The organism is Variovorax sp. GrIS 2.14 (assembly GCF_046115955.1).
In the GTDB taxonomy this organism is placed as follows: domain Bacteria; phylum Pseudomonadota; class Gammaproteobacteria; order Burkholderiales; family Burkholderiaceae_C; genus Variovorax.
On the sequence record NZ_JBJXIA010000005.1, the window covers coordinates 58,342 to 71,508 of the forward strand.

At 63.4% G+C, this 13,167-nt stretch carries 12 protein-coding genes; 6 read left to right on the plus strand and 6 right to left on the minus strand.

What is annotated here, in order from left to right; translation table 11 throughout:
• Position 1 precedes the first annotated feature (1 nt).
• Positions 2-676 (minus strand): SOS response-associated peptidase family protein, encoded by a 675-nt coding sequence (locus RCH10_RS10240; protein ID WP_409052283.1) that lies wholly within the window; start codon positions 674-676, stop codon positions 2-4.
• Positions 677-779: 103 nt separating this feature from the next.
• Entirely contained in the window at positions 780-1,583 is an 804-nt protein-coding gene (locus RCH10_RS10245; protein ID WP_187053944.1) for an exodeoxyribonuclease III, read from the minus strand.
• A gap of 11 nt (positions 1,584-1,594) precedes the next feature.
• Here RCH10_RS10245 and pyrE point away from each other — a divergent pair, with 11 nt between their 5' ends.
• The gene (gene pyrE, locus RCH10_RS10250; RefSeq protein ID WP_409052284.1) at positions 1,595-2,284 is read left to right on the plus strand and encodes an orotate phosphoribosyltransferase; all 690 of its coding nucleotides are present in this window, start codon (positions 1,595-1,597) and stop codon (positions 2,282-2,284) included.
• Between the two features lie 60 nt (positions 2,285-2,344).
• On the plus strand, positions 2,345-2,986 hold the full coding sequence (locus RCH10_RS10255; RefSeq protein ID WP_409052285.1) for a DUF4124 domain-containing protein: 642 nt from the start codon (positions 2,345-2,347) through the stop codon (positions 2,984-2,986).
• Positions 2,987-3,018: 32 nt separating this feature from the next.
• Here RCH10_RS10255 and gatB read toward each other — a convergent pair whose 3' ends face one another.
• Genes gatB through gatC form a run of 3 tightly spaced genes read right to left on the minus strand, consistent with a single transcriptional unit; the run spans position 3,019 to position 6,354 of the window.
• Positions 3,019-4,566 carry an Asp-tRNA(Asn)/Glu-tRNA(Gln) amidotransferase subunit GatB gene (gatB, locus tag RCH10_RS10260; protein ID WP_409052286.1) on the minus strand — a complete coding sequence of 516 codons (1,548 nt, stop codon included), beginning with the start codon at positions 4,564-4,566 and terminating at the stop codon, positions 3,019-3,021.
• 1 nt (position 4,567) lies between these two features.
• The gene (gatA, locus tag RCH10_RS10265) at positions 4,568-6,058 is read right to left on the minus strand and encodes an Asp-tRNA(Asn)/Glu-tRNA(Gln) amidotransferase subunit GatA (protein ID WP_409052287.1); all 1,491 of its coding nucleotides are present in this window, start codon (positions 6,056-6,058) and stop codon (positions 4,568-4,570) included.
• The gene (gene gatC, locus RCH10_RS10270; protein WP_409052288.1) at positions 6,055-6,354 is read right to left on the minus strand and encodes an Asp-tRNA(Asn)/Glu-tRNA(Gln) amidotransferase subunit GatC; all 300 of its coding nucleotides are present in this window, start codon (positions 6,352-6,354) and stop codon (positions 6,055-6,057) included. Before gatC ends, gatA begins: the two co-directional genes overlap by 4 nt.
• 214 nt (positions 6,355-6,568) lie before the next feature.
• Here gatC and RCH10_RS10275 point away from each other — a divergent pair, with 214 nt between their 5' ends.
• The 4 genes from RCH10_RS10275 to mrdA all read left to right on the plus strand — a co-directional run bounded on the left by RCH10_RS10275 (position 6,569) and on the right by mrdA (position 11,296).
• Positions 6,569-7,612, plus strand: a complete 1,044-nt coding sequence (locus RCH10_RS10275) for a rod shape-determining protein (protein WP_187053950.1) — start codon at positions 6,569-6,571, stop codon at positions 7,610-7,612.
• Positions 7,613-7,742: 130 nt separating this feature from the next.
• Complete coding sequence (mreC, locus tag RCH10_RS10280; RefSeq protein ID WP_409052289.1) at positions 7,743-8,735, plus strand: rod shape-determining protein MreC; 993 nt, start codon at positions 7,743-7,745, stop codon at positions 8,733-8,735.
• A complete protein-coding gene (gene mreD, locus RCH10_RS10285) occupies positions 8,732-9,253 on the plus strand; it encodes a rod shape-determining protein MreD (RefSeq protein WP_409052290.1) in 522 nt (173 codons plus the stop codon). Before mreC ends, mreD begins: the two co-directional genes overlap by 4 nt.
• A 72-nt stretch (positions 9,254-9,325) precedes the next feature.
• Positions 9,326-11,296: a penicillin-binding protein 2 gene (gene mrdA / locus RCH10_RS10290; RefSeq protein WP_409052291.1), complete on the plus strand. Its 1,971-nt coding sequence runs from the start codon at positions 9,326-9,328 to the stop codon at positions 11,294-11,296.
• A 34-nt stretch (positions 11,297-11,330) separates the two neighbouring features.
• Here the strand turns inward: mrdA and RCH10_RS10295 are convergent, their stop codons facing one another.
• The gene (locus RCH10_RS10295) at positions 11,331-12,785 is read right to left on the minus strand and encodes a Dyp-type peroxidase (RefSeq protein ID WP_409052292.1); all 1,455 of its coding nucleotides are present in this window, start codon (positions 12,783-12,785) and stop codon (positions 11,331-11,333) included.
• Positions 12,786-13,167 lie beyond the last annotated feature (382 nt).

The window sequence follows — 13,167 nt, forward strand, 5'->3', positions numbered from 1 at the left end:
CTCAACCGAAGCTGGCGGCCTCGACCGACGTTGTCTGCTTCGGCAGTGCGATCGGTACTTCGGTCACCCACATCTGCAGCGGATACGGCCGAAGGAATGCCGATGTTTCTTCGATGGGCGCATAGAGCCACTCGTCGACCCAGCCGTCGGGCAGGATCACAGGGCGCCGCCGCGGACGTTCGCCCCTGAGTTGCTGCATGAGCGCGTCTTCGGTGGCGTCGATCGTCAGCAGCGCAAAGCTCTCGACACACGCGCCTTGTGGCGAGCGCCAGCCATTCCACAGTCCGGCGATGCAAAACGGTGCGCCATCGAATCGCTCGATGCGAATTTCGCTGCCGGTGTCGGTCGTTTCGAACAACGCATCGGCAACCACCACGCAGCGGTGCGAGCGTTTCCATGGCTGATAGAAGTTGCGTTCGGTCGCGGCGGTTTCGCTGGCTGCTTCATGCGTAAGGCGGTCACGACCGTCCGGTGAAGACAGCGGGATCAAACCCCAGCGGCCGGCCGCGGCTTCAAAGCGAGGTAGCTTGCCGCCGCGGGCCGCGTCGGTGCGCGGTCGGCAGACGAACACGCCTTGATCGTGGACGCGAACTTCAGGCGCCACGGCCGGCGGCTGAACGCCAAACTGGCGCCAAAAATGCGCTGGATCCTGAACGGCGTGATAGCGGTGGGCCATGCAACCAACTCTAAATGCAACGGAATATTTCGGGAGAAAAATTGCGGCCAGCAGTTAATGCAAACGGCTTACCTTTCCCCTGAATTCGGGGCTTTTTACATCTTCAAAGCGAAAAATCGTAGTCGACGGTGATCGGCGCGTGGTCGCTGAACTTGACGGTCTTGAAGATCGACTCGTGCTGTGCCAAGTGAGCGAGCGCTGGCGTCGCCAAGTGGTAGTCGAGACGCCAACCCACGTTGTTGGCATAGGCCTGACCACGGTTGCTCCACCACGTGTAGGCCGCGTCAGTGGTCTCGGGCTGCAGCATGCGATAGACGTCGACCAGTCCGGCGCCCTCGGTGCCGGCATCGAGCAGTCGCGTCATCCAGGCGCGCTCTTCAGGCAAGAAGCCGCTGTTCTTCTGGTTGCCGCGCCAGTTCTTTAAATCGATCTGCTGGTGCGCGATGTTGATGTCGCCGCACAGGATGAACTCGCGTTCTTTCTTCAACGCGGTCAGATGCGGAAAGAAGCCCTTGAGGAAACGGAACTTGGCCGCCTGCCGTTCCTCGCCCGAGCTGCCGCTGGGGAAGTAGCAGCTGATGATCGACAGCTTGCGCGCAGGGGTGTCGAAGCGCAGCTCGAGGTAACGGCCTTCGGCATCGAACTCGGCGTCGCCCCAGCCGATGACGACGTCGCTCGGCGCATGGCGCGTGTAGATGGCGGTGCCGGCGTAACCCTTTTTCTCGGCGAAATGGAAGTGGCCTTTCAGGTTGGCCATTTCTTCGAATCGGCCTTCGACATCGCTTGCCTGGACGCGGATTTCCTGCATGCAAATACAATCCGGCGCCAGTTCGGCCACCCAGTTGGCCACGCCCTTGGTCGTTGCCGAACGAAGGCCGTTGAGGTTGAGGCTTGTAAGTTTGAACAAAGGAATTCCCGATGGCTGAGTTGACTGAATTGAATGAGGCTGGCCGTTCGGTCGCGCTGGACTTCGTGCAGTTCGCGATCGATTCCGGGGTGCTGCGCTTCGGCGAGTTCAAGACCAAGGCCGGTCGCATGAGTCCCTACTTTTTCAACGCGGGCCTGTTCGACGATGGCGCCAAGCTGATGCGGCTGGCTGAATTCTATGCAGACCGATTGATTGAAAGCGGCATCGAGTTCGACATGATCTTCGGCCCGGCCTACAAGGGCATTCCATTGGGGGCGACGGTGGCGGCGGAGCTGGCCCGGCGTGGCCGCAACGTGCCGTTTGCTTACAACCGCAAGGAAGCCAAGGACCACGGCGAAGGAGGTGTACTGGTCGGTGCGCCGCTGCAGGGCCGTGTGCTGATCGTCGACGACGTGATGTCGGCCGGCACCGCTGTGCGCGAATCGATCGAAGCGATCCGCGCCGCCGGGGCTACGCCGCAGGCCGTGGTGATCGCCCTCGACCGACAAGAAAAAGCGACGGAGAACGGCATCGATGTCGACCACAGCGCTGTGCAATATGTGCGTAATCGGCTCGGTATGCAGGTGGTGGCGATCGCCACGCTGGACGACTTGCTACAGTACCTCTCGGAACGCACAGACTCCTCGCTGGGCGTTCATCGCGAGGGAGTTATGGCTTACCGAAAACGCTACGGCGCTTGAGCATTTTTGGTCGGCTGAAAGACAGGATTTCTGGTGCGCACACATAATTTTCTCGCGATCTTGTCGGCAGTACTTTTGCTCGTTGGAGGCGCAGCGACAGCGCAGACGACAGCCAACTCGGGCGGTCCGAGCGGCGGCATCTACAGCTGCACCGATTCGCGCGGCCGCATCATCACCGCCGATCGCCCCATCGCCGATTGCATCGACCGCGAGCAGCGCGAACTCAACCCGAGCGGCACCACGCGCCGCACGGTCGAGCCGACTTACACCGCACGAGAATCGGCCGAGCGCGAGGAACGCGCGAGGCAGCAGTCGCTGCTTCAGGCGCGCCAGCTCGAAGAGCGGCGACGGGAACGCGCGCTGCTGGTCCGATACCCCAACGCCGCGGCGCACAACCGGGAGCGAGCCGAGGCACTCGTGCAGATCGACGCTGTGACCCAGGCAGCAAAGAAGCGCCTGGCCGAGCTGTCCGACGAGCGCAAGAAAATCGACGAAGAGCTCGAGTTCTACAAAAGCGACATCGGCCGTGCCCCGGGTGCCGTTCGCCGCAAGCTCGACGACAACGTGCAGAGCATGGCGGTGCAAAACCGCTTTGTCAGCGACCAGGAAGATGAGAAGAAGCGAGTGAATTCGCGCTTCGATGATGAGCGAATCAAGCTGCGCCAGCTCTGGACATCAGACGCTGGCGGCACGGCGAAATAGCCGACGCTCCCGCGGGCGCCGGCTCTGCTGAGCTAGCTCAACTTCGACTTTAAGAGCGCGTTGACCTGTGCCGGGTTGGCCTTGCCCTGGCTGGCCTTCATCACCTGACCGACGAGCGCGTTGAAGGCTTTCTCTTTGCCGGCGCGGTACTCGTCGATGTTCTTCTGGTTGGTCGCCAACACGCCGTCGACGATGGCTTCGAGGGCGCCTGTATCGCTCATCTGCTTCAGGCCCTTGGCCTCGATCAGCGCATCGACGCGTGCTAAATAATCGGCTGCTCTGCCGACATATGCCTCCGCCACAGGAGCGCCACTCATCTCTCCTGCGCCCCACAGAAGGCTGAGTATTTCTTTGGCTGCATTGTTTGAGATCGTTCCATCAGCAATGCGGCCAATGAGCGACGCCAACAAAGTCGCGCTCACCCAAGATTCTTGAATTCCGATTTCCTGCGCATTCAGCAGCTTTGCCATCTCGCCGGTGATCCAGTTGCTTGCGAGCTTTGGCGCAGCACCTGCCGCGACCGTGTCGTCGAAGTAGCGCGCCAGTGCCGTGCTCTGCGTAAGTTGCGCCGCGTCGTAATCGGAAAGTCCGTGTTCCGTCACATACCGCGCCGCCATCGCACGTGGCAGTTCCGGCATCTCAGCCTTGACGCGGTCGATCCAGTCTTGCGCAATTGCCAGTGGCGGCAAGTCCGGATCGGGAAAGTAGCGGTAGTCGGCCGCGTCTTCCTTGGTCCGCATAGCGCGCGTCTCGCCCGAGTCCGGGTCGAAAAGAATGGTTGCCTGCTGTACCTTGCGGCCATCTTCGATCTCTTCGATCTGCCAGCGGATCTCGTAGTCGATCGCCTGCTGCATGAACTTGAAGCTATTCAGGTTCTTGATCTCGCGTCGCGTGCCCAACGGCTGGCCGGGCTTGCGCACCGACACGTTGGCGTCGCAACGGAAGCTGCCTTCCTGCATGTTGCCGTCGCAAATGCCGATCCACGTCACGATCTTGTGCAGCTCTTTCGCATACGCCACGGCCTCGGCGGTCGAGCGCATGTCGGGCTCGCTCACGATTTCGAGCAGCGGGGTACCCGCACGGTTCAAATCGATGCCCGATTGGCCGATGAAGTTCTCGTGCAGCGACTTGCCCGCGTCTTCCTCGAGGTGCGCGCGCACCAGGCGCACGGTTTTCGATTCGTCGCCCACGAAGAAAGTCACCTCGCCGCCCTGCACTACCGGAATCTCGAACTGGCTGATCTGGTAGCCCTTGGGCAGGTCGGGATAGAAGTAGTTCTTGCGCGCGAACACGCTGCGCGGCGCGATGGTCGCGCCGAGCGCCAAGCCGAGCTTGATGGCGCGTTCGACTGCGCCCCGGTTCATGACCGGCAGCGTGCCCGGCAGCGCCAGATCGACCGCGCAGGCCTGCGTGTTGGGCTCGGCACCGAAGGCGGTCGAGGCACGGCTGAAAATCTTGCTGGCAGTCGACAGCTGCGCATGCGTCTCGAAGCCGATGATGACTTCGTAGCCACGCACCAACGGGCCGGTCGGTCGGCCTTCCTGCATCTGTTCAAAAGAGTTCATCACGGGTTGGCTCATCTCAAAAGCCCTCCGGCGTACGTGTGTGCCAATCGGTCGCTTGTTGAAAACGATGCGCTGCATTCAGCAACTTCGCTTCGCCGAAATAGTTGCCGATCAATTGCAGGCCAACGGGCATGTGCCCATCGAAACCGGCCGGCAGGCTCATGCCCGGCAGGCCGGCGAGCGAGGCGGGGAGGGTGAAGATGTCGGCCAGGTAGTCGGCGACAGGGTCGTTGCCATGCTCGCCGAACTTCCACGCGACCGTGGGTGCCACCGGGCCGGCGATGACGTCGCATTGCGCAAAGGCCTGCTGGAAGTCGTCGGCGATCATGCGGCGCACTTTTTGCGCCTGCAGGTAGTAAGCATCGTAGTAACCGTGGCTCAGCACGTAGGTGCCGATCATGATGCGGCGCTTGACCTCGTCGCCGAAGCCTTCTTCGCGCGTCTTGCCATACATGTCGGCCAGGTCTCTGTACTGCTTGGCGCGATGGCCGAACTTGACGCCGTCGAAGCGGCTCAGGTTGCTCGAGGCTTCGGCCGCGGCAATGATGTAGTAGACCGGGATCGACAGTTCGGTGCGAGGCAAGCTCACCTCGACGCGGCGGGCACCTAGCTTCTCGTATTCGGCAAGTGCTGCATCGACCGCAGCGCGCACGCCGGGCGCGACACCGTCTCCTAAAAATTCTTTCGGAACGCCGATGCGCAAACCTTCGAGCGATGCGCCGAGCGTCAGTGCGTAGTTCTCGACGGACCGGTCGATCGAAGTCGAATCGCGATCCAGATCGGGTCCGCACAGGGCCGACAGAAGCAAGGCGCAGTCTTCAGCCGAGCGGGCCATCGGGCCGGCCTGATCCAGGCTCGACGCAAAGGCCACCATGCCGTAGCGCGAGGCGCGGCCGTAGGTCGGCTTGATGCCGGTCACGCCGCAGAAAGATGCGGGCTGGCGGATCGAGCCGCCGGTGTCGGTGCCTGTGGCGGCCGGTGCCAGTCGCGCGGCCACTGCTGCTGCACTGCCGCCGGACGAGCCACCCGGAATGCGCGCCCGATCCCACGGGTTTTGCACCGGCACGGCCTTGTCGTGGCCGACCGCAGGCACGGCAACGTTCTCGTTGGCCGAGCCCATGGCGAACTCGTCGCAGCTGAGCTTGCCGAGCGTCACGGCTCCGGCCTCGGCCAGCTTGCGCACCACGGTCGCATCGAAGGGCGAGCGGTAGCCGGCCAGGATGCGTGAGCCCGCGGTGGTCGGGAAGTCGAGCGTCACGAAGATGTCTTTGTGCGCGATCGGCACGCCGGCGAGCGCGGGTGCGTTGCCGGCCGCAATCGATGCATCGGCTGCACGGGCCTGGGTCAACGTGACCTCCGGGTCGACCGCGACGAAGGCGCCGAGCGCTTCATGCAACTTCATGCGACCGAGAAAGTGTTGCGCGGCTTCGACGGCCGAGACTTCGCGTGCGGCGAGTGCACGCGCCAGCTCGGCCACGCCTTTTTCGTGAATCTGCTTGCCTCTCATTCGATCACCTTCGGCACCAGGAACAGGCCTGCCTCGACGGCGGGGGCACTTCTTTGATTGGCTTCGCGGTTGTTCGGCTCGCTCACCACGTCGTCGCGCAGGCGCAGCGTGATGTCTTCGATGGCGGCCACCGGATGCGCCAAGGGCTCGATTCCGGCGGTGTCGACGGCGCGCATCCGCTCGACCAGTTCGAAAAAGCCGTTGATCTGGCCTTGCAGGCGCTCGCTCTCGTCGGGGACGAGTTGCAGGCGCGCCAGCGAAGCGATGCGCGCAATATCGGAAGCGGAAAGTGACATCGGGAGAGTGGCTTGGTCCGGTGAAAGCACCGGTGGCATTGCACCCTTGAGGGGCGTGCAAACGTGAAAAAGACAGGGGATTCGGTTATTATCCCGCCTTTGCCGCAACCCCCGCGAACGCGCCGGCATTTGCCGCAAAAGCCCTCAATTTCACCTGTCAAACCAAGGGCGATGCCATGCCGAAGCGCATGCCGTGCCCGCAGAGGACCCCTTCATGTTCGGTACTTTCCGTCGGTATTTTTCTACCGATCTCGCAATTGACCTCGGTACGGCCAACACCCTGATCTTCGCGCGCGGCAAGGGCATCGTGCTCGACGAGCCATCGGTAGTCGCCATCCGCCACGAAGGCGGCCCGCATGGCAAGAAGGTCATTCAAGCGGTCGGGCGAGAGGCCAAGGCCATGCTTGGCAAGGTGCCGGGCAACATCGAGGCGATCCGCCCGATGAAAGACGGCGTCATCGCGGACTTCGTGATCACCGAACAGATGATCAAGCAGTTCATCAAGATGGTGCACCCGCGCACGCTGTTCACGCCGAGTCCGCGCATCATCATCTGCGTGCCCTGCGGTTCGACCCAGGTCGAGCGCCGCGCCATCAAGGACGCGGCTGAAGCGGCCGGCGCCACGTCGGTCTACCTGATCGAAGAGCCGATGGCCGCGGCGATCGGTGCCGGCCTTCCGGTGTCGGAAGCGTCGGGCTCGATGGTCGTCGACATCGGCGGCGGCACCACCGAAGTCGGTGTGATTTCGCTCGGCGGCATGGTCTACAAAGGCAGCGTCCGCGTCGGTGGCGACCGCTTCGACGAGGCCATCATCAATTACATCCGCCGCAACTACGGCATGCTGATCGGCGAGCCGACGGCCGAAGTCATCAAGAAGACCATCGGGTCGGCCTTCCCGGGCTCCGAAGTCAAGGAGATGGAAGTCAAGGGCCGCAACCTGTCCGAAGGCGTGCCGCGCAGCTTCACCATCAGCAGCAACGAAGTGCTGGAAGCGCTGACCGATCCGCTCAACAACATCGTTTCGGCCGTTAAGAACGCGTTGGAACAGACCCCGCCCGAACTGGGCGCTGACATCGCCGAGCGCGGCATGATGTTGACCGGTGGTGGTGCGCTGCTGCGCGATCTTGATCGCCTGCTCGCCGAGGAAACCGGTCTGCCTGTGCTCGTCGCCGAAGACCCGTTGACTTGCGTGGTGCGCGGTTGCGGCATCGCCCTGGAACGCATGGACCGTCTTGGAAGCATCTTCACGTCGGAGTGAGGTTGCTCGCGCCCAGGTCGCGCGCAGTTCGTGTCGCGCTCCCACCCCCGGCCGGGGACGCTGCCAGCGTCCCGGCAAAGCCGGCTCCACGGCAGCCCTGAAACAAGCCACTCGTGTGGCATAAAGCGCCATGCCGCTCGGTACCCTTGACCGCACCGCCCCGCCCCTCTTCAACCAGGGGCCGTCGGCACTCAGCAAGCTGGTCTTTTTCAGCGCGCTAGCGCTGTTCCTGATGGTGGCCGATGCCCGGTTCCACATCGTGCAACCGCTGCGCGCGGCCATCGGTGCCGTGCTGTATCCGGTGCAGTGGCTGGCACTGAAACCGGTGCAGGCGATGGTCGGCGGCGGTCGTTACCTCGAAGATCTGCAAACGGCGCAGAGCGGCGAATCCGATGCGCGCAAGGCGCTGGCGGTGCAGTCCGAGCGCGCCAGCCAGTCCGACACCCTGTTGCAAGAAAACTCGCGGCTGCGGTCGTTGCTCGAACTGCGCGCGAGCACGCCGACGCCATCGCGTGCGGCCGAGGTTCTCTATGACGCAGCCGACCCTTACACCCGCAAAGTCGTGATCGACCAGGGCATGACGCACGGCATTGCCGCGGGCTCGCCGGTCATCGACGAGCACGGGGTGCTGGGTCAGGTCACGCAGGTGCAGCCCTTCACCAGCGAGATCACGCTGGTGATCGATCGCGACCTGGCGATTCCGGTACAAAACACCCGCACCGGCGCGCGCAGCGTGGCGTTTGGCGATGCCAATGCGCACGGCGGCGGGCTCGAGCTGCGCTTCATGGCCGCGAACTCGGACTTGCAAGAGGGCGATCTGCTGTCGACCAGCGGCGTCGACGGCGTCTATCCGGCGGGCTTGCCGGTCGCGAAGATCGACCGTATCGAGCGCCGCGCCGACTCCGCTTTCGCGCGCATCCATTGCCTGCCACTGGCCCATGTGAGCTCGCCGCGCTATGTGCTGGTGCTGGCGCCGACCGGTGCCAACACGCCGCCAAAGCCGGCACCGTCCGCCGCGCCAGCGGCTGCGGCGGCCGCAAAGAAAAAGGCCGACAAGGCAGCGGAAAAAGCAGCTGAGAAGAAGCCCGCCGCCAAGCCGAAACCCAAGGAGCGCCAACCATGATCATGCGACCCGGCCAGCAGCAGTTGCTGCTCCCCCTCAGTCCGCTTTTCATGTGGACCAGCCTGTTCGTGGCGCTGCTGCTCAACATGATCCCGATCGGACGCGCGGCGTGGACGCCCGACCTGCTGGCGCTGGCCATCGTCTTCTGGAGCGTGCACCAGCCGACCCGCATCGGCATCGGCGTCGCGTTCGCTTTCGGCCTGGTGATGGACGTGCATCAATCGGCGATGCTCGGCCAGCATGCGTTGTCGTACACCACGCTGGGCTACTTCGCGATCGCGATTCATCGGCGGCTGCTCTGGTATCCGGTGGCCTCGCAGGCGCTGCAAGTGCTGCCGCTCTTCGCGCTGTCGCACGTCATCGAACTGGCCATTCGCATGATCGGTGGCGGCGTGTTCCCCGGGTGGAACCTGCTGGTGTCGCCGGTCATCGAAACCATCCTCTGGCCGTTGGCGAGCCTGCTGTTGCTGGCACCCCAGCGTCGCACGCCCGAGCCCGACGCCAACCGTCCGCTGTGAGCAACGCTCGGGCCTGTTCGATCTGCCTTCGATTTGCCCTGACGCGGCATCCCGCCTAAGCTCGTTTGCCCCATGACTGAAATACTCAACGTCGCTGCCGAGGTCGCGCGCTTCAAGCGCCGCGTCATCGTCACCGGGCTCGCGGTGCTGGTGGCCTTCGGCCTGCTGTGCATGCGGCTCGTGTACCTGCAAGTCGTGCGGCACGAAGACCTGGCCGAACAGGCTGAAAATAACCGCACGGCCGTTGTGCCGGTGGTGCCCAACCGGGGCCTCATCCTCGACCGCAACGGCATCATCCTGGCGTCGAACTACTCGGCCTACACCCTGGAGATCACGCCGTCGAAGGCTGTCGATGTCGATGCGACCATCGATGGCCTGGCCGAGGTGGTCGATGTCACGCCGCGCGACCGACGCCGCTTCAAGCGCCTGCGCGAAGACTCGCGCAGCTTCGATTCGGTGCCTATTCGCACACGCCTTAGCGACGAAGAAGTGGCGCGATTCGCGGCACAGCGCTATCGCTTTCCGGGTGTCGAGATCAAGGCACGGCTCTTTCGCAACTACCCCAACGGCGAGATCGCGAGCCATGTGCTCGGCTATATCGGCCGCATCAACCAGACCGAAAAAGCGGCGATGGAAGATTGGGAAGACGAGGACTTCGCCAACTACAAAGGCACCGAATACATCGGCAAGCTCGGCGTCGAGCAAAGCTACGAGAAAGAGCTGCACGGCCTGACGGGCGTCGAGCAAATGGAAACCTCGGCTGGTGGTCGCGCCGTGCGGCGACTGGCGGGCCATCCGGCGACGCCAGGCAACACCGTCATGCTGGCGCTCGACATCAAGCTGCAGAAGATGGTCGAAGACATGTTCGGTGACCGGCGCGGCGCGCTGGTGGCGATCGACCCCAAGACCGGCGAAGTTCTGGCCTTCGTCAGCAAGCCGACCTTCGACCCCAACCTGTTCGTCGAAGGCATCGACACCGAGAGCTGGAAAGAACTGAGCGAGTCGCTCGACAAGCCGCTGCTGAACCGTGCGCTGCGCGGCACCTACCCGCCCGGCTCGACCTACAAGCCCTTCATGGCACTGGCCGCCCTGCAGACCGGCAAGCGCGGGCCGAATGTGATCGTGAACGACCCCGGCTACTACAACTTTGCCGGGCACCGCTTCGGCAGCCCCGAGGGCAACCTGGGCGGCGTCGACATGCGGCGCGCCATCCAGCTGTCGAGCAACATCTATTTCTATTCGCTCGCCAACGAGATGGGCGTCGACCTGATTCACGACTTCATGAAGCCGCTCGGCTTCGGGCAGATCACCGGCATCGATCTGAGTGGCGAATTGCGCGGCGTGCTGCCGAGTCAGGAGTGGAAGCGCAACGCCTACAAGCGGCCCGAGGCCAAGAAGTGGTACGCCGGTGAAACGATTTCGCTCGGTATCGGCCAGGGCTACAACAGCTTCACGATGCTGCAGCTGGCGCAGGCCACCTCGATCGTTGCCGAAGGCGGTATCAAGCACCAGCCGCATCTCGTGCTGGGTACGCGTGACACGGTCACCGGCCAGATGACGTCGGTAGTGCAGCCGCCGGCCATCAACCTCGGCTTCAGCGCTGCCAACGTGTCGGTGGTGCGCGACGGATTGATGGCAGTGATCTCGGCCGGTACGGCGCGCAGTGTGTTCGCCGGCGCAGGCTACGTTGCAGCAGGCAAGACCGGCACCGCGCAGGCCGTGACGCAGGCACAAAACACGAAGTACAACGCCAAGTCCCTCGAAGAGCACCAGCGCGACCACGCTTTGTTCATGGCGTTCGCGCCGGCCAATGACCCGAAAATCGCGGTGGCGGTGGTGGTCGAAAACGCAGGTTGGGGCGCCGGTGCCGCAGCCCCCATCGCGCGCCGGGTGTTCGACTACTGGTTGATGGACCAGTACCCGAGCGAAGCCGACATGGAAGCCATCAAGACCGGCAAGGCAGCGGCGCCTATGGGCAAGCCACGCGTCGCCAGCGAAGTCGCCTGGCCGACTGTGGCCGCGACGCCGGCGACTGCGCCCTGATCCACGGCTCCCTGACACGCACCCAGACGACCGCCTAGAGATTTTTCAGGAAGGTCAGGCTGGGCGAAAAGAAGTACTCGCCGCCTTTCATCTTCACGAAACCTGCGAACGGCGCATTGTTGGCAAAGCCTTCCGCTGTGTCGTCCCAGGTCTTGGGCAGCTTTTGGTCGCCCGGATTGTTGGGCCCTTGGCCGATGACCGGATCGATGCCGTGCGGGCTGCCGGGCTGCAGCGGAAACTGCGTGAGGTTGACCCAGGTTTGCTGGGTGAATTTGAACTGGTCGCCAATCTTGTGGTTGTAGGCCATGAAAAGGAGGCCCACGCCACCTGTCGGCAACGAGGGCGCCACGTCGGCGGTGAACTCGGCCAGGCTGCCGGAGTCGGGCAGCTCCGACGGATGCACATCGCGTCTGACGTCTTCGTACGGAATGCCGCGTCGCGCCATCAGGTGCATGCGTTCGAGCGCCGGCGTCTCGGCGTTGCCGCTGCCGCGCGGGTTGGTCTTGCGGATGTGGCCATGAAACGGGCAACGCGTGCCGGCATCGCCGTCGTAGTTGAAGTTATTCGGTGGATCGTCGTCCCGTGCGTCTTTGGAGAGCGTCACTGGCGTGCCGTCTTCGAAGCGGCCGACGATCATCGCGCCGGCGAGTTCGCGGTCCTCGCCTTCGAGCTCGAGCACGTCCGCAATCTCCTGCTCTCGCGTCTTGAATCCGCGCACGTCCTGTTCGAGTTTGCGGAACACGAAGAAGCTGCCGAAGGAGAACGTGTCGGTCACGCCGGGGTCGTCGACCAGCGCCAGCTTGAGCGGAAAGCCCGGGTCCCAGCGCGACGAGCCTGTGGCGGAGGTCTCGGCGTCGATGTCTTCCTGCAGCATCAGGGGCTGGCTGCGGCCGTCGACATAGCCGAAGTTCTCGATGCCGTCGCCGCGCGCGTTTTTCAAGGCCCGACCATGCTGGACGTGGACGATGGTGCCGCCCGCGTCTTCGATGAGCTCTTTGACCTTTGCGGCCAGTGCGGCCGTCTTGCCCTCCGTTTCGTCGGCTGCGAGCACCATGCCATGGATATCGCTCTGGAACGGCGTTTCCCAAGCGGTGACGGCCGGGTCGGCAAGCGCTGAAATGCTGTTGGCAGCCTTCATGCCGCCGCGGAAATCTGTGTCGGTCGGGGCGCTCGCGGCAAGGCCAAGTGCCTGGTAGCCGGTAAAGCTCAGCGCCAGGTGCACGAACGGACCGCCGCCGTCGCACTTCTTGCTCGCCTTGAATTTTTCCGCGTCGAGCAATTGCCGATGGGCGCTGACGACATGAAAGTTCGCGAGGTCGCGCAACATGCGTTTCGAGTCTTTTGCTGCCGGGCCGAACTTGAAGAAGATATCGGCAGTCGACTCTCGCCCGTGGCCCTTGAGGATGTTGCCCTGCAGGGCCTGCAGCAACTTGAGCTCGTCCGAGTCGGCCTTTTTCCAGGCGAGCGGTTTGGTCAGATGAATCGGCATGACGAAATCTCCTGTGAGTGGGGGATTTCAGTCTAGGAAGCCGTCTTGCCGTCCACATCCGCCGGATGGTGGAATCATCGCCGCGGCCTCGGCGGCAGATGGTCTAGCACCGTCGGAAAGTTAGAAGGCCGTTTGTTGGTGAGTGCTGACCATCTGGCCAGGACCTGCGGTAGCTATATGCCGCCATGCAAGCGTCTGTGAAGCGCGCAAAAAAAAGCGCCGACCAGCGGCGCTTCGAAAAGGTATTCAGGCATCTCGAATGGGTGCCTTGAATATTTATTGTTTAACAGTCGGAAGCTTTGTCTCCTCAGACCCTCGACAGCCGGGACGTGCCCGCTTGCGAGTGGCGAGACTTTAGGTTGTCGCACCGAGGTAGTGCATT